The sequence below is a fragment of the Waterburya agarophytonicola KI4 genome, from assembly GCF_020640915.1.
GTDB classification, from domain to species: domain Bacteria; phylum Cyanobacteriota; class Cyanobacteriia; order Cyanobacteriales; family Xenococcaceae; genus Waterburya; species Waterburya agarophytonicola.
In genome coordinates this window covers 1-17,493 of sequence record NZ_JADWDC010000040.1, presented here as the reverse complement: position 1 = coordinate 17,493, position 17,493 = coordinate 1, and the positions used below count along the sequence as shown (strand labels likewise).

Sequence of the window (17,493 nt, the reverse complement as noted above, 5' to 3'; positions counted from 1 at the left end):
TAGCAACTATTCAGATTTATTTTCCACTTCAATAATTCCCCCTCCAAGTACCATATCTCCGCTATATAATACTGCCGCTTGACCAGGAGTAACGCCAAATTGATGGTCTTCAAAGACTATTTTGATGCGGGAATTTCCTAGAGGAATTATTTGGGCAGTAACGGGTTTAGAACGATAGCGAATTTTAACTTCTGCGCGAATAGGAGCGGTTGGTTCGGCAATAGAAACCCAATTCATGCGCGACACAGTGCATTCCAAACGTCCCCCAGCATTGCGATCGCCTACTATAACCCGATTCATCACCGCATCTAATTTAACCACATATAGTGGTTCTGGTGCAGCAATACCCAAACCTCTTCGTTGTCCGATAGTGTAGTGGTGAATACCTGTATGTTGACCCAAGATATTCCCCGCCATATCTACGATATCCCCTTCTTTTTGGTCGATAAAACGATCTAGAAAAGTTTGCATGTTACCGTGGGCTTCTACCAAGCACAAATCTTGGCTTTCAGGTTTTTCGGCGGTGGCTAAATTAAATTCCGCAGCAATGCGACGGGTTTCTTCTTTAGTTTGATTTCCCAAAGGAAATACCGAACCCGCTAGCAATTCTTGAGTCAGATCGTAGAGGAAATAGGATTGATCTTTATTGGGATCTACCGCTTTTAAAAGTTGATAGCGATCGCTTTGTTGGTCGTAGTTAATACGAGCATAATGACCTGTAGCTATTTTATCCGTACCCAGTTCTTGTTGAGCATAGGCCAACATCGGTGCGAATTTTACCGCACGGTTACATTGGGAACAAGGAAGGGGGGTAACTCCTGCTTCATAGCCACTAACCAAATAATCAATAATATTTTCTTTAAAGACATCACGGCTGTCTACAATGTGGTGAGGGATCGCTAATTCTTCACACAACCGCCCTGCATCCACCATTCCTTCAGAACAACATTGACCTTTCCCTTTCATTAACCAGAGGGTAAGACCAATAACTTCGTAACCTTGATGATGTAATACCGCAGCAGCGACAGAACTGTCTACGCCACCAGATAAGCCGACAACGACCTTATTCATGGATCAATTTTGTAAATAAATGCTAACTTTCGTAAAAACTAGGGGTACTTTCTAAGATATATGGTTTGGCATCTTGTTTAATATGCGATCGCATAACTTAGGGAAGATAATTTTATTAATATCCCCGAAATTACGCCAACTACCTTTATCTAGATTATCGTATTTTATTTTCAATCTGCACTTTAGATAGATGTTGCCCAATTAACCAACTTCTGACACAAACTCTTGTTGTCGGAAGCTTAAAGGAAAAATAGCTAAATTAGGCTTATTTTAGGCTTATTTTTAAAGTGAATATGAAGTTTTAAAATACGAACTTTTACAGGGTAGACAAAAATAATAATTAATACTATTAGTAGAAGATAAATTTGTGTCAGATTAAACTGTTATTTCAAACAGCCAAATAAAACTTATTACTCTCAGCAAGAATTTAATTTTATGACTTTTACTTACTATAAATACAGTCTATTGTTACTTGGCAGTGTTTTCTTGACGGGCAATCTATCCATCTCGGTTAATGCTTTAGAAAATAATAATTTCAGCACTGCAACTAGTTCTGTCCCCTACCTTGCTCAGGAGATTAAATCTAACAACAAGACCGACTCTAGAGAATATACTTATAAAGCACCCGATAGCAAAATTATTTCTAATACTAAACAGTTGATCGAGGCTCAAGGTTATCGGGTAGAAGTCTTCGGTAGCGAGCAAGTATTATTACAACAAGTCAAAGATATCGAACCTTCTGCTTTTATCAAAGGCGATACGATTCAGGTAGGCATATTCAGTCAACAGGCTAATGCTGAAAATATGGTACGTAAGCTTGCCGTAAAAGGATTTTGGGCAAGAATCAAAGTTCAATAAATCATCGATTTCATTTAAAAATCGATAATCAAGAGGTCGAGAATTCGCGGTACTGGTTACTTTACAATATAAGACTGGAGAAAATATAGCAGAAATAGCCATGAGCGATTTTGATTACGATTTAATTATAATAGGTGCTGGTGTAGGCGGACACGGCGCAGCATTACACGCAGTTAAAAGCGGTTTGAAGACAGCAATTATTGAAGCAGGGGATATGGGAGGAACTTGTGTAAACCGAGGTTGTATCCCCTCTAAAGCATTGCTAGCTGCTTCTGGTAGAGTAAGAGAATTTGCCGATTCTAGCCATTTGCAAGACATGGGGATTCAACTAGGAGGAATCCAATTCGATCGTAGCGCGATCGCCGACCACGCGACTAATTTGGTTAATAAAATTCAAGGAGATCTAACCAATAGCCTCAAACGTCTTAAGGTAGATATTATTCGCGGTTGGGGAGAAATTGCAGGGACGCAAAAAGTTAAGGTATCTAGCGATGGTGGAGACAAAACCTATACAGCAAAAGAAATTATGCTTTGCCCTGGATCTGTGCCTTTTGTTCCGAGAGGGATCGAAATTGATGGCAAAACTGTTTTCACTAGCGATAATGCAGTCAAGCTTGAATCCCTTCCTGATTGGATAGCAATTATTGGTAGCGGTTATATTGGCTTAGAATTCTCTGATGTCTATACCGCTTTAGGTTGCGAAGTAACCATGATCGAAGCATTAGATACATTAATGCCTGGATTCGATCCCGATATTGCCAAAATCGCCAAAAAAGTATTGTTAGATCAGCGAGATATTGAAACCTATAAAGGTGTATTTGCGACTAAAATCACTCCAGGCACGCCCGTACAAATCGAACTAACCGATGCTAAAACAAAAGAAGTCGTTGAAGTATTAGAAGTAGATGCTTGTTTGGTGGCTACTGGAAGAATTCCTGCTACCAAAAAACTTGGTTTAGAAACCTTAGCAATTGAAATCGATAAACGTGGCTTTATTCCCGTCAACGATAAAATGCAAGTCTTGCGCGACGGGAAGCCCGTACCCCATCTTTGGGCGGTAGGGGATGCCACGGGTAAAATGATGCTGGCTCATGCTGCTTCGGGACAAGGTGTGATAGCAGTAGAAAATATCTGCGGAGAAGATAAAGAAATAGACTATCGTTGTATTCCTGCTGCTGCTTTTACCCATCCTGAAATTAGCTATGTTGGTTTAACCGAAGCACAAGCTAAAGAAGAAGGGGAGAAAGAAGGCTTCAAAGTAGCCACCGTCAAATCTTTCTATAAAGGTAATTCCAAAGCCTTGGCTGAAGGAGAAACTGAAGGTATTGCTAAGATTATTTATCGTCAGGATACGGGAGAATTATTAGGAGTACACATTATTGGTATTCACGCCTCCGATCTCATTCAAGAAGCAGCTAATGCGATCGCCAAACGGGAATCAGTACAAAATCTTTCCTTTAATATTCATACTCATCCTACCCTTTCTGAAGTTTTAGACGAAGCCTACAAACGCGCTCAAGTAGTTGGCGTGTAAGTGTATTTAGAGGGGAAATTTTCCTCTCTAATATATATTGTTTGTAAAATTTAAAAATCTTTTGTTTACTGCAATAGTAAATATGTTTTACTAATAAATAACCCTAGAAAACTTTGGAATGGTTCTAACTCAAATAGAGTTTGATGAAATGTTGTCAAACCAAACCAAGAAGATTAATGAAAATATAGCTTGGGTAGGAGATAAGAAAAATTCTGAAACAGTTAAATTTAGAGTTCCAGTAGTTTCGGATCGAGACTATCCTATATTCGTTGATGGAAGCTATAACCGTTATCTAGATAGACTATCTTATAAAATTATTCATAAAGAAATTGGCAGGAGAATTTATGGTTTAGACATGGGTAAAAATCACCGCAATCCTGATGGAAAATTAGTTGGTGAAAATCACATACATAAATGGACTGAAGAATATGAAGATCGAAAAGCATATTCTGCTCAAGAATCTATATCTTCTCCTGCAAATCAGCCAAGAGAAGTGTGGCAAGAATTTTGTTATGAGGCAAATATTGATTTTCAAGGAGTAATGGAAGAAATCCCTCCTGCACAACTTGAAGCTGACTTTGATTTAGGGGGAATAATTATATGAATAGTCCCTGTCAACGATTATCGCAAAATATTGGAACTTTGTTTACCTGTTCGGAGTTCAAAGATTTTATTAAAATTACTACTCCTTTTATATATCCAGATGGAGATGTAATAGATATTTTTTATCGAAAGGTAAATCAGGGATTTATCTTAACAGATCTTGGCGAAACCATTCGATGGATCGAATCTCAGTCCGTATCGGGAATGAGAAGTGAAAAACAAAAAGAATTGATAGAAACTATACGTCTTATTCACAATTTGGAAGTGAAAAGAGATATGTTTATTGCGCGAGTTGATTCAAGCGCAGATTCTATCAAGCTAGCTGCATCTGTACTGGAATTAGGACAAGCTTTGGTAAGGCTTTCAGATTTATGGATTTTGCAAACAGGAAGAAAAACCAGGACTGTATTAGACTCCGTAGAAGACTTTATTAAAAAAAACAATATAGTAAATTATCAAAGAGAAAAAGTTCTGACAGGAAGATCGACAGGTATAGATTGGAGACCTCATTTTTATACCACTGTTAAGGGAAATAACGTTCTAACTCATGTTCTTACTGCCAGTGATAAATCAAATGCGAAAGCTATCATGTGCAAGGTTAATACACAGTGGCAAGATCTTGAAAGTTTTAAGACAGAAAGCAATTATAGATTTATATCTTTAATAGTAGATCCAGAAGAAAGAAATAAAATTTGGACAGAGGGAAATAAAAAGATACTAAGTAAAAACTCAAAAGTTATAGACTGGTCTAATAAAAATGATTTCAAAGAAGCTCTTTTCGCCGCTTGAAAAATATTAATAACTAGGGCGTGTAATTGATTTTTTGATGGGGAGAGCAAATGCTCTCCTCACGCTTGTTACGGTGAATAAAATTTCTAGCTTAATCTTCTATAGAAAAGATTCGATCGCTGGCAAACGAGATAACAAAGAAAAGATTCCAAATCCCAATAACAAAGATCCGCTTAGGGGATTAATCCAACTCGACCAACGGCGCAATTCTAAGATATTTTTAATGGATGCGGTGAAAGTACCTGCAATCACTAATGGGGTAACATAGCCGATCGCGTAGGCGATTAATAAACCACCTCCCACTACCATATTTTGAGTGGTGGCTACCCAAGTTAATAAAGTAGCTAAAACAGGAGTGCTGCAAGGAGAAGCGATTAAACCAAACGTCAGACCTAATAAGTAAGAACGTACTCCACGAGGTAAATCTTCTGCGATCCAATCTGTTGCACCCAAACTAGGAAAATTCAGGGGTAAAATTTCCAGTAAATTGAGTCCCATCGCGATCGCAACTAAACTAACAAAAATCGGCAATCCCACCCCAATTTGACCGTATACTTTGCCGACAGTGGTAGCTATAATACCCAATGCAGCTAGAGTCGTCGCCAAACCCAAAGCAAACCAGCTAGATTGAGCAGCAGCCTGTAACTTTCCCTGAGACTCGTATCCACCAATGTACCCCACTGTAATCGGCAACATGGAGAGCATACAGGGAGTTAGGCTAGTTACCAGTCCAGCTAGAAATATTATGCCCAAACTCACTATACTGAGATGAGTGAGTTGAGTAGAAACTACCCCATCGGCAAATCGCTCTAGTAGAAAAAATTGTGTTTGTAAAAATTCCAGCATTAAAATAAATATATTCAAGTTAGGAAGCTTGTCCTGATTGAATTCTATCAATATAACGATCTGACCTGCCTAATTTATTGCGCCATATCTGACTATATTGAACGGATCGTCAGCTTAAAAATCAAACTAATTAAGAAAAAAGCAGTATTAAACTCATATGTTAGGAAATTTCCAGCAAAGCAACTTACGAATTGAAGTCAATGCCCCAGAGCATAAAATCAGAGATAGTCTGCTAGAAAGCGATCTCCTAAAACAGTGGATGTGGCCTCAAAGCTTTGCTTCCTTATCAGGTAGACTAAATCAAGGAAATACTTTTGTTAGCTCTCTTGGGTTGGTTGAAATCGAGCATCGAGTCGAACGAGTTGAAGACAACTGTTTACGTTTGCTATTGAGTAAAGGAATTGATGGCTACCATGAATGGCATTGGGGGGATGGCTGGCTACAGTCTCGTTTGGAAGGAGTTTCTCTATTGCCCCTAAATTTGGGACAAACTTTTAGTCTGTTTCGCCTGCGTCAATATCTCAGTCTGCCTGAAGGAAATTAGTGAAATTATTTTTTTGTCCTGAAACATTTCTAAAAAGATAGTTATATCTTCTTTTTATCCTTTGAGATACATCTAAAATATTGGGCAATCAACCACGAGCGAGATCCACAAGTAATGAATCATATCGACGGTCAAAAGCTACAAAATGGCTCGGATATACGCGGTGTTGCCCTAGAAGGTGTCCCCGATGAAACGGTAAATTTGACTCCTGAAGTAGTTCAAACTTTGGGCAATGCTTTTGTCAATTGGCTGGCACAAAAAACAGGCAAACCGACTACGGAATTAAGTGTCGGTATTGGTAGGGATAGTCGGCTATCGGGGGAAACTCTGAGCCAGGCAGTGATAGAAGGAATTGCGATCGCAGGATCGCAAGTACATAACTTTGATATTGCCTCTACTCCCGCTATGTTTATGTGTACGGTGACAGATGGGTTTAATTGTGATGGGGCAATTATGCTTACCGCCAGTCACTTACCTTTTAACCGTAATGGTTTGAAGTTTTTTACTCCCCAAGGAGGTTTGGGGAAAACAGATATAAGCGAAATTTTAGCGATCGCCGAATCCGCTCAAGTAATTAAAGAGGATACCAAAGGCAAGATTACTCGCGATGATTTTATTTCTGTTTATGCAGCCAAATTAGTTGAAACTGTCCGTCAGGGTGTTAACCATCCCCATAATTACGAGCAACCTTTAACGGGATTAAAAATAGTAGTTGATGCGGGAAATGGTGCGGGGGGTTTTTATGTTGATAAAGTATTAAAACCTTTAGGTGCGGATACTACGGGAAGTCAATTTCTCGATCCTGATGGTATGTTTCCCAATCATATTCCCAACCCAGAAAATAAGGAAGCAATGGCTGCAATTTGCCAGGCAGTTGTTAATAATCAAGCAGATTTTGGCATTATTTTTGATACGGATGTCGATCGCGTTGCAGCGGTAGATGCTAAAGGAAATGAAATTAATCGCAACCGCGCGATCGCTTTGATTTCCGCAGTAGTTTTACAAGAACATCCTGGTTCTACTATTGTGACAGATTCTATTACTTCTGATGGCTTGACTAAGTTTATCGAACAGCTAGGAGGCAAACATCACCGCTTCAAACGGGGTTATAAAAATGTGATTAATGAATCAATTAAGTTAAATAATTCTGGCACAGAATCTTGGCTGGCGATCGAAACTTCTGGACACGGGGCAATGAAGGAAAATTATTTCCTCGATGATGGTGCATATTTGGCTACTAAGTTGTTAGTTGAATTAGCCAAAAGTAAATTACAAAATAAATCTTTAACGGATTTAATTGACGATCTAGAAGAACCTTTAGAAAGCGAAGAATTCAGATTGAAAATAAAAATTGATAACTTCAAAGCTTACGGTAATAATGTTATTAATCGGCTACAAAAATTTGCTAATATCCAAGATGATTGGTTGATCGTACCAAACAATTATGAAGGTGTAAGAATAGCCTGTAATTCTCCTACAGAGAAAGGTTGGTTTCTCTTGCGTTTATCTCTCCACGATCCTGTAATTCCTTTGAACATCGAATCTAATGTTGCCGAAGGAACAAACAAAATAGCTACTAGACTATTAGAGTTTTTTCAAGACTTTGACGAGCTAGATTTATCCTCTTTATCTAGAAGTTAGATCGTTTAGTTTGTCGAGGATCTCTTTTCCGCGATCGCTCTCATAACCCCACTGAAGAATTACATCTTAAGTGCCAGATTTCAGTTCGAGTTGCGATCGTCGATCGCAGAAAAATTTATAACACTCTAATAATGCTAGGAATACTATCGATGGCATCGAGGTTTTTAATTTCTTCTAATGCTTGACGAAAGTTTCCTTCTTGTACGTTGTGAGTCACAACCACAATCTCGGCTAACTCGTCTTGAAAACCAATTTGTACTACTGATTCTAGGCTAACATTATGTTTGCCAAAACTCATACCCAAGTGACCAATTACCCCAGAAACATCTTGACAGAGAAAACGGGCGTAAAAACGAGTCTCGACCTCGGTAATAGGAGTTAATTCGCTAAAATGGTCGTGAGAACAACTTAATAAAGGATCGAGTTTTTGGCTGGTACTGTTGGTCTGTAAAATTCCCACAATAGTAGCAATGTCCGATACTACCGCACTAGCTGTTGCCCCTTTCCCCGCGCCAGGGCCAAACAACATTACTCGACCTAAAGGATCTCCTTCTACCAAGATAGCGTTATAAACACCATTAACGTTGGCTAAAGGATGATCTTTAGGCACTAAGGTAGGATGAACCCTTACCTGAAGAGAATCCTTATCTGAATTGGCCTTCGCGATCGCCAATAATTTAATTACAAACCCCAGATCGTCGGCATAGCTAATATCCGTCGCATTAATCTGACGAATACCCTCACAGGGAATATCATCCCGTTTAATTCTTCCACCAAAAGCGATTGCAGCTAGAATGGCAATTTTATCCGCAGCATCGTAACCATCTACATCGGCGGAGGGATCTGCTTCGGCGTAGCCCAATTTTTGCGCTTCAGCTAAAACCTCGTCAAAGTCTGCACCCTCCTCAGTCATCTGAGTCAAGATATAGTTTGTCGTGCCGTTAATGATGCCAATCACAGTTTGAATGCGGTTTACACCCAAAGACTGTTTCAAGGGCTTGATTACGGGAATTCCACCCCCGACAGCAGCTTCTAAAAGGACGTATACCCCAGCATCGTTGGCTGCATTGTATATTTCTGCACCATGACGGGCAATTACAGCTTTATTCGCCGTGACAATATGTTTGCCATTGGCTATAGCCGTCAGAATTAGCGATCGCGAAGGTTCTAATCCCCCTAGCAACTCCACCACAATCTCAATCTCAGGATCGTTGACAATTGCTTCCAAGTCCGTAGTCAAAACTCCTGCTGGTAATTCTGGCGATCGCGGTTTATCCAGCGATCGAACTCCTACCTTAGCAATTTCAATTTTTTGTAGCAGTTTATTTCTCCCTAATGGATCGAGAATAATTTCTGCCGTACCCGTACCGACTGTACCGTATCCTAATAGACCTATTTTAAAAGTCACAACTTTTGTCCTGACTGTAATACTTTATCTAGATTAACGGTAATGGGGAATCTTGGCGAAAGTTTTTCGATCGCTGTTGATTTTAAAAAAGAGAAAGATAAATAATTACCTCCCCGTAATTTTAATTTTATAGTTGTTATTAGAATTTGCTCGATAAGAACCGACCCAAACTTGATAAACCCCTGGTTGCCATTGTCCTTCTATCACTGGATTGGCACTTCCCGCATCGTCATTACACCATACTCCCCCCGCACCTCGAACTAATATAGTGGTATCAGCAGAACTATCAACTTCCAAACGTAGATAATCAAAAAAAGTATCTATTTTGAGGATATGATTGGGCTGCTGACTAGCAAATCCATCACAATAACCCGTGCCAGTATTTTTAGTTTGAGTAATTTCTAAGGCTGTAATCGCGCCACCACTTATTCCTTGAACAATTAATGGTTTATTAATAATATTTTTATCAATAGCAATATTACTATTTGTTTGAGCATAGCTGGGATTAATATTGATATTAATATTAAAATTTATAATTATTCCCAATAATAGCAACCAGTAAGTTTTTTTGCAGATTAAATCATATTTTATTGCAGGAAAATTTACTCTTTTAATGAGATCTTGTAACACTTAATTTATTGCCTTAATTATTAAAATAAATCATATGTTTCAGAGGACGCTTCTACTAGTTGGTTTGTTCCAGTTTTGATTGTGATTTATCTTACTCCAGGCGATTGCCACACTCACAACAGTACATTGTGCTGTGGATTTGTACTACTTCGTCAGCATTTTATCGGCGAAAAACATTTACGTAACTTATATTTTAGAGATCCCCAAGTTTGACCAAGGCTCGGCTATTTTGGGACGATGGCGAATAAAGTATCATGCTGTAAGACAGCATGATAAAAAAATAAAAATCAGATTTACGATTTGTGGCAAAACTTTAACCGCTTAAAGGAAAGTGAATTACTACGACTGAAACATTATCGTGAGAACGTGCGATCGCTTCAGGAATAGTGCCAACAGCGGAACGATTGCGGAGTCTTGCTTCTAAAGTTTTGACAGGTAAAAGCAACAAATCATTTTTATAAATCTTCTGAGAGACTTCTTTGATAAAATTGCCCTGTAGTTGACCAATAACGATATCTGCACTTAGTTTGGTTAATTCGGAGGCAGATAGTTGAGTCTGCTTGTTAGTTACTACCAGCAATACTTCCAGGCTAGTTTTAAGTTCGTTAGATAGCATTTTAGCGATGCTAAGAGTCTGAGGAAATTCTTCTGAAAGTGCCTGTCTTTTTGTAACAGCTAAAAATACCCTAGCAGTATTAGCAATTGGTTTGACAAAGCGGGCGATCAATACGGGAATAGGCAGTTGTAGAGCTACATTATCAATCATGCTGCCAAAAAAACTATCTTGATAGGTAGAATAACCCTTCCAACCACAGACTACTAAGCTAGCATCTCGTTCGATCGCCGTGCGGACAATACCGCGATCTATTCCATCATCTACCCTACCGATGGTTTCCACCGTAGCATTAGCAGCGTGGGCTAAGGTTTCGGCGGTGTCCAATAGCTGTCGCTGCTGTATTCTTCCTTCTGAGGACACTTTTCCTTCGCGATCGCTTAAAACATTGAGGGGTAAGACAGTGCCATCGGCTGTTTTAGCTAAAATAATCGCTAAATTTAATAAATTATCTTCGTTGTTGGGATTGGCTACAGGTACTAAAACCCTTTGCGCTAGAACTTTATTTTGGTTATCTGATTGGGGATTTTTTTCAGCAGTAGTTACCTGTCGTCCCCATCTTTCCGTAACCAAAGGAGAAGCAATACAAGTAAAGAGAATCATTGCCACAATGCCATTAACCGTAGTGCGATCGACTAGTTCAATTTCGTATGCCACCGTTATCGCAGCCAAGGTAGATGCAGCCTGGGCAATAGATAAGCCAAACATGACCATCGTACTAGGAAATTTAAAGCCAAACCATTTTCCTGTAACCCAAGCAGCTATAAATTTACTAATTAGTTCGGCAACGATCATTACCACTGCCACCACCAAAGATTTGGGTTCGCGAATTAATACCAAAGGATCGATCAACATCCCGACCGAAATTAGAAAGAATGGTACAAATAAAGTATTGCCAATAAACTGAATGCGGTTCATTAGAGGACTTAATTGAGGAATCAAAGGCGTTAAAGCAATACCTGCCAAAAACGCGCCAATGATCGGCTCGACCTCGATTAAACCAGCAATGTATGAAACCACAAACAAAGTTGCTAGGACAAAAATAAATTCAGCACTTTCATCATGTCCGAACTTGTGAAAAAACCACCGTCCAATTTTAGGTACGCCCCAAAGAGTTGTAAAAGTATAGATTGTTAAAGCGGGAATCAAAAACAGCCAAAAGCCTAAAGTTAGTTCCCCTTCAAAAGCTTTCACTACCACTGCTAATACCAATAAAGCTAAGACGTTGGTAATTAGAGTTCCCCCCAAGGTAACATTTACCGCTGAAGAACGCATAATTCCTAACTTGCCCAAAACAGGTAAAGCCAACAAAGTGTGAGAAGCAAAACAAGAGGCTACTAATACTGCTGCTAACCAACCATATCCCAATAGCATCATGGCACTCGTACCTACTACCATCGGGGCAATAAAAGTGGCTAAACCAAAAACAACTGCTTTGTCTCCATTATCTTTGAGGTCGTCGAGGCTGGTTTCCAGACCCGCCATAAACATCAAAAACAACAGACCAATCGTACTGAGCAAGATAATATTGCTGCCCCTTTCTAACAATCCCAACCCTTCTGGCCCCACTATTACCCCTGCTAAGATCAAGCCCACAATGCCAGGTAATTTGAACTTTTCAAATATTAGAGGGGCAACCAGCATGATTGCCAAAATCACCAGAAAGACGGCTACAGGATCGCGAATTGGTTTTAAACTCAGAGACAAAGCCGCAAGTAACATCATAGATAAAATTTAGTTTGAGTTATACAGTTAGTGGCAAAAATCAAGCAGATGTTCGGCAAAAAGATCAACCAGTTAAACTTATGCTAATAACAAATGACTATTCTGATTCGACAAAATTAATTACTAGCGCACAAAAAAGCAGTCAGACCTTGCTGGCTGCCACTTAAACTAACGGATTCTTAATAAATTATTTTTTATCTCCTCAAAAGTCTAGATCGCAAAATTAACAATGCAGCTAACTACTGCTTAGTCAATTAAAAATTGACGGGTAACTAGCACTGAGAGATGTTTTTTATTCGTACAACCCTAATTCAAAGATCTATCAATAATGTGTCTTTCATGTGTCAATTTTGACAAATACTTAGTGTAATCAATCGACTATCATCAGACTTAACTTTCGATTATTAATTGTCTCTAAGGATAGAAAAAATATTGATCGAGCTATTGAAGATAAAACGTGGGTTGATGATTTTTAGCTTGATGGGATTGATAATTATGGCTCTGGCGATCAAAGGTAATCTAGCAAAGGCTCAAGCTACACCAAATATTTTGTTTATCTTGACTGATGACCTCGATGCTGCTGCTGTTGAATATATGCCTCAGGTAAAATCTTTAATTGCCGACCAGGGAATCAGCTTTAGTAATTATTTTGTTAATATTTCTCTCTGTTGTCCTTCCAGAGCCAGTATTCTCAGGGGACAATATGCCCATAACACAGGAGTTTTTACCAATAATAAAGCCGATGGCAGCTTTATTTATCTCTATCAGCAAGGTTTGGAAAAGTCTACTATAGCTACCTGGCTAAAAGATCGAGACTATCTCACTGCCTTTATGGGTAAATATCTCAATGGTTATCCCCGTCATGCCCCAGAAGACTACGTTCCTCCTGGTTGGGATGAGTGGTATAGCCCGATCTACGATAGTGGTTATGTAGGTTATAACTATCGGCTGAATGAAAACGGTAAATTGGTTCGCTATGGTAGACGACCAAAAGACTATAGCACCGATGTTTACACTGAGAAGGCTAGACAGTTTATCGATCGCGCTGCTCAAGCTAACCAGCCATTTTTTGCCTATGTTTCTTACTTTGCTCCCCACCAACCTGCTATACCTGCACCTCGTCATAGTAAGTTGTTTAAAGATAAACAAGCTCCCCGCACTGCCTCATTTAATGAAGCCGATGTGAGGGACAAACCTACATACATTCGTCATTTACCCCTGTTGAATTCCGAGGCACAAGCTGAAATCGACCAACTGTATCAACGCAGATTGAAGTCACTCCAGGCGGTAGACGAAGGAGTAGCCAGTTTAATCGCCACTTTAAAAGCTAACGGTCAGTTAGATAATACTTATATTGTCTTCTCTTCCGATAATGGCTTTCGCCTCGGACAGCACCGTTTGCCCCCTGCCAAGGAAACTGCCTACGAAGAGGATATTCATTTGCCCCTATATATTCGAGGCCCTGGGGTTGCTGCGGGTCGAGTAATTAAAGATATTGTGAGTAATGTTGACCTCGCCCCAACCTTTGCCGAATTAGCAGAAATCAAAACACCCAAATTTGTAGATGGTCGTTCTTTAGTAGGCTTGATGCGATCGCAATTCAGATTGCCTTGGCGACAGGTATTTTTATTAGAGCATCGGCGGGATAAACCAGCAGCATTGATTCCTAGCTATACAGGATTGAGAACTAAAAACTGCACCTATGTAAAATATGGCAACGGGGAACAAGAACTATATAATGTGGTTCAAGATCCCCAACAGTTAGAAAATATTGCCTCTCGCGCTGCTCGGATAATTAAACAGTATAGTCAGCGTTTAGCAAAACTCCGTAAGTGTAAACGGGATAAGTGTCGACAATTAGAGCTTGAACCTTTGCCCGACTGTAATCAAGCACTCTAAGGTAAAACAAGATGAAACTTAGACAAAAAATTCTCTGGGGATATGGCATTGCTTTAGGTTTGATTCTCTTTGTGGGTGGTTGGGGAATCTTTAATCTACGTCGTTTGGGTCGTGCTAGTAATGCGATCGTCGAGGAAAACTATCGCAGTATTATTGCTGCTGAAAAAAAGATCGATGCCCTAGAAAGACAGGATAGTGCGATTTTGCTGGCTCTTTTGGGTAATGAGGAACAGGCTAGGGGACAATTTCGCGAGGCGGAGTTTCGTTTTTTACAGGCATTTGCTAACTCTAAAAGCAATGTGACCATTGAAGGGGAAGCGGAAATTATTGAAGCTTTGGAAGCAACCTATAATGATTATCTCAAAGCAGTTCGTTTTTCCACTATTACCATTCAAAGTTATGACGAGGAAGTTTTTCCCTTATTTGAATCGGTACGAGATCTCTGTGTCGATCTGCGGGAGTTAAATAGCGAAACTATGCTGGATGCTGCCGATCGCACTCGCTGGCTTTCGATACAGGCTACTTGGTCGATGGCGATCGCAGGGGGAGGTGCTGCGGGATTGGGTCTGATTTTTAGTCTTTTATTGAGCGATCGTCTGGTAAAACCCCTACGAAAAATGACCGAGGCTACCGAAAGTATTGCCGATGGTAATTATAATGTCGCCTTACCCGTTACTTCTCAAGATGAGTTGGGTATCCTCGCGACTGCCATCAACTCTATGAGTGAAAAACTACAATCGTTTCGCGATCTTAACGTGGGTAAAATTATTAACGAGCAGCAGCGTAGTGAAGCGATTATTTCTAGCATTGCCGACGGTATTATTGTCGTCGACGATCAATTAAAGGTCATTGCCCTCAACCCCGCAGCAGGAGAGATCGTTAAAGTCAAACCTATATTGGCAGTAGACAATCATTTTTTGGATGTCTTCAATAATCAAAAATTTTATCAATATCTTCAGGAAACTATTACTACGGGCAAGGCTTTAAACCTCAAAGAGTCGGAAAATGTGCTGACCTTAAATCGGGGAGAAACAACCCAGTATTATCAGTTTCAGATTAATCCCGTAATTAATAAGAATAAGCAAACTTTGGGGGGCATTGTCTTACTCCAAGACATCACTAAGCTGAGAGAGTTAGATCGTCTTAAGAGCGATTTTGTCGATACCGCTTCCCACGAATTACGTACTCCCTTAACGGGCATGGCAATGAGTTTGAGTATGCTGCAAGAAATGGCTGAGTCTAAATTATCTGACTCGGAAATGGAGTTAGTCACTACCGCTAACGAGGATGTAGCCAGACTGAGTAGTCTAGTTAACGATCTTTTAGATTTATCTAAAATCGAATCAGGAAGAATCGACCTAGACTTTGTACCGCTAGATGTAGAATTTTTATTCTCTAAGGCGATCGCTACTTTAAAAGTTCAGGCAGAAGATAAACAGATATCTCTCCATAGCAAACTGCCTAATCCCGTCAAGGTACGAGCCGATCCCAATAAGATTCTTTGGGTGTTAACTAACCTGATCGCCAACGCTATCCGCTATACCCAAACAGGAGGGGAAATCAACTTAAGAGCAAAACAGCATCAAGAGCAGCTTTATATCTCTGTCCAGGACAACGGTGCGGGTATTCCCAGGGAATATACCAGCAAAATCTTTGACAAATTTGTCCAGGTAGAAAACCAAGAAAGTCTCGGTGGTAGTGGCTTGGGTTTAGCAATTTGTAAAGAAATCGTCAAAGCCCACGGAGGCACAATTTGGGTGGATTCCATCTTTGGAGAGGGTAGTACTTTTACCTTTACCTTACCTATTGTGAACGAACAATTAATTAACAACTAACAATTAAACATCATGGTTAAAGCAAAAATTTTAGTAGTTGACGACGAAAAAAATATCAGACGCACCGTAACGATGGCGTTAGAATCTCTCGATTACTTTGTCCATACTGCCCTCGATGGCAAGGATGCCATGTTCCAGTTAACGGGAGAAGAGTACGATTTAATTATTACCGATTTAAAAATGCCCAAGATGAATGGGTTGGAGGTATTGCAACAGGCGATCGCTAAATATCCTGATATAAAAGTGATTTTAATTTCAGCCTACAGTACGGTAGATAATATTGTAGAGGCTACTAAATTAGGGGCAATTGATTTTTTACCCAAACCCTTTACTGCCAAACAGTTACGAGATGTGGTTTACAAAGTATTAGAACGAGAAACGATTAGTAAACAACAAGAATCAGAATTTGACAAAGCTTTAGAATTAGCGAAATATTACGCCAGTAAACGCCAGTTCAACCATGCTATCAATGCAGCTAAACAGGCGATCGGTCACGATCCTGCTCGTCCAGAAGCCTTTGATTTTTTGGGTCAATTGCAAGAAGCTTCTGGAGATACGGAAGCTGCCATTAAAAATTATCGTATTGCTCTCAGTCTCGATCCTACTTATCAGACGGCTAAAGATAATTTAAGAGGGGCGGAAAACCAGCAGAATTAGTTTAATTGTTTAAGGCGATCGCCTTCCAGAGCCTTTGTTTGTCTTGATTTAATATTGATAAAATTCACTATTTGACAAAACTGACATAAGAAAAACACACTCTTGAAACATCAGTTAATTACTATACAAATAACAAATTGAAGAAACAGTATTTTTATATTGTTTTGATCACCATCCTTAGTTACTAACTGCTCTCTATAATTACCTGCTAAATTGCGATCGCTTTTTCATTATCGGGACTTAAACAATTCTCAAAGTCCAAATAAGATAAGATGCTTATACTAGTTAGTTTTCACATCGTTCTTGTTGGCGATCGCTAAATATGAGAGAAACAACTCCTACAGCCACGCCTCCCTGTTTCGATAAATGGTATAAATGGTGTAAACACTTCGATGATTTATTGAGAACCAAAGCGCAAAAAGTCGGCAAAACAGATAATAGCTTGGATTTTCTAGAACAATATCAGTCACTCACCTAGCGAGATCGATTAAAGCAGTAATTGGGATATAAACAAGTGTTTTGATAGAAATTCTAGTATTACCAGATTTGTGACCCAATGGCCCACTAAAATCCATGTCTCTCCAGTTTTCCCAGGATATAAAGCTTTTACTGACAAAACTGGCTACTACGCCTATAACTGTTGCTGAAATGTTGCAAGAGACTGGAGAACGTGGTTTCAGTTTAATTATTGCTTTGTTGACACTACCCTTTCTGTTTCCCATGCCACCTGGGTTATCTGGAGTAATGGGGGTTGGTAGCTTTATCTTGGGATCTCAAATGGCATTCAATACTTCTCGGTTAAGCCAAAAATAGTTTAAAGTAACTAAGGTTAACCATTAT

16 protein-coding genes are annotated in these 17,493 nt (G+C 39.5%); 11 read left to right on the top strand and 5 right to left on the bottom strand.

Annotation, left to right across the window (positions count from 1 at the left end; all coding sequences use genetic code 11):
- Positions 1-6: 6 nt before the first annotated feature.
- A complete protein-coding gene (gene mnmA / locus I4641_RS15150; protein ID WP_229641382.1) occupies positions 7-1,071 on the bottom strand; it encodes a tRNA 2-thiouridine(34) synthase MnmA in 1,065 nt (354 codons plus the stop codon).
- Positions 1,072-1,506: 435 nt separating this feature from the next.
- Here mnmA and I4641_RS15145 point away from each other — a divergent pair, with 435 nt between their 5' ends.
- From I4641_RS15145 to I4641_RS15130, 4 genes are all read left to right on the top strand, one after another.
- A complete protein-coding gene (locus I4641_RS15145) occupies positions 1,507-1,929 on the top strand; it encodes an SPOR domain-containing protein (protein ID WP_229641381.1) in 423 nt (140 codons plus the stop codon).
- Between the two features lie 100 nt (positions 1,930-2,029).
- A complete protein-coding gene (gene lpdA / locus I4641_RS15140) occupies positions 2,030-3,463 on the top strand; it encodes a dihydrolipoyl dehydrogenase (RefSeq protein ID WP_229641380.1) in 1,434 nt (477 codons plus the stop codon).
- A 118-nt stretch (positions 3,464-3,581) separates the two neighbouring features.
- Positions 3,582-4,067, top strand: a complete 486-nt coding sequence (locus I4641_RS15135) for a DUF6978 family protein (protein WP_229641379.1) — start codon at positions 3,582-3,584, stop codon at positions 4,065-4,067.
- Entirely contained in the window at positions 4,064-4,855 is a 792-nt protein-coding gene (locus I4641_RS15130; protein ID WP_229641378.1) for a DUF1828 domain-containing protein, read from the top strand. The genes I4641_RS15135 and I4641_RS15130 overlap by 4 nt, the downstream gene beginning before the upstream one ends.
- Before the next feature lie 99 nt (positions 4,856-4,954).
- Here I4641_RS15130 and I4641_RS15125 read toward each other — a convergent pair whose 3' ends face one another.
- The gene (locus I4641_RS15125) at positions 4,955-5,701 is read right to left on the bottom strand and encodes a cytochrome c biogenesis protein CcdA (protein WP_229641377.1); all 747 of its coding nucleotides are present in this window, start codon (positions 5,699-5,701) and stop codon (positions 4,955-4,957) included.
- Between the two features lie 157 nt (positions 5,702-5,858).
- Here I4641_RS15125 and I4641_RS15120 point away from each other — a divergent pair, with 157 nt between their 5' ends.
- Both I4641_RS15120 and I4641_RS15115 read left to right on the top strand, forming a co-directional pair.
- Positions 5,859-6,245: a hypothetical protein gene (locus tag I4641_RS15120; protein ID WP_229641376.1), complete on the top strand. Its 387-nt coding sequence runs from the start codon at positions 5,859-5,861 to the stop codon at positions 6,243-6,245.
- A gap of 114 nt (positions 6,246-6,359) precedes the next feature.
- Positions 6,360-7,886, top strand: coding sequence for a phosphomannomutase/phosphoglucomutase (locus I4641_RS15115; RefSeq protein WP_229641375.1), 1,527 nt, complete (start codon positions 6,360-6,362; stop codon positions 7,884-7,886).
- Positions 7,887-8,001: 115 nt separating this feature from the next.
- Here I4641_RS15115 and I4641_RS15110 read toward each other — a convergent pair whose 3' ends face one another.
- The 3 genes from I4641_RS15110 to I4641_RS15100 all read right to left on the bottom strand — a co-directional run bounded on the left by I4641_RS15110 (position 8,002) and on the right by I4641_RS15100 (position 12,262).
- The gene (locus I4641_RS15110; RefSeq protein ID WP_229641374.1) at positions 8,002-9,294 is read right to left on the bottom strand and encodes a homoserine dehydrogenase; all 1,293 of its coding nucleotides are present in this window, start codon (positions 9,292-9,294) and stop codon (positions 8,002-8,004) included.
- Positions 9,295-9,399: 105 nt separating this feature from the next.
- On the bottom strand, positions 9,400-9,924 hold the full coding sequence (locus I4641_RS15105; protein ID WP_229641373.1) for a hypothetical protein: 525 nt from the start codon (positions 9,922-9,924) through the stop codon (positions 9,400-9,402).
- 313 nt (positions 9,925-10,237) lie between these two features.
- Positions 10,238-12,262 (bottom strand): cation:proton antiporter domain-containing protein, encoded by a 2,025-nt coding sequence (locus I4641_RS15100; RefSeq protein WP_229641372.1) that lies wholly within the window; start codon positions 12,260-12,262, stop codon positions 10,238-10,240.
- Between the two features lie 465 nt (positions 12,263-12,727).
- Here I4641_RS15100 and I4641_RS15095 point away from each other — a divergent pair, with 465 nt between their 5' ends.
- The 5 genes from I4641_RS15095 (at position 12,728) to I4641_RS15075 (ending at position 17,466) form a co-directional block, all read left to right on the top strand.
- Complete coding sequence (locus I4641_RS15095) at positions 12,728-14,161, top strand: sulfatase family protein (protein WP_229641371.1); 1,434 nt, start codon at positions 12,728-12,730, stop codon at positions 14,159-14,161.
- An 11-nt stretch (positions 14,162-14,172) separates the two neighbouring features.
- The gene (locus I4641_RS15090) at positions 14,173-15,996 is read left to right on the top strand and encodes a HAMP domain-containing sensor histidine kinase (protein ID WP_229641370.1); all 1,824 of its coding nucleotides are present in this window, start codon (positions 14,173-14,175) and stop codon (positions 15,994-15,996) included.
- Positions 15,997-16,008: 12 nt separating this feature from the next.
- Entirely contained in the window at positions 16,009-16,653 is a 645-nt protein-coding gene (locus I4641_RS15085) for a response regulator (protein WP_229641369.1), read from the top strand.
- 322 nt (positions 16,654-16,975) lie between these two features.
- The gene (locus I4641_RS15080; RefSeq protein ID WP_229641410.1) at positions 16,976-17,131 is read left to right on the top strand and encodes a hypothetical protein; all 156 of its coding nucleotides are present in this window, start codon (positions 16,976-16,978) and stop codon (positions 17,129-17,131) included.
- A 95-nt stretch (positions 17,132-17,226) separates the two neighbouring features.
- Positions 17,227-17,466, top strand: coding sequence for an exopolysaccharide biosynthesis protein (locus I4641_RS15075; RefSeq protein ID WP_229641368.1), 240 nt, complete (start codon positions 17,227-17,229; stop codon positions 17,464-17,466).
- The last annotated feature ends 27 nt before the right edge of the window (positions 17,467-17,493 follow it).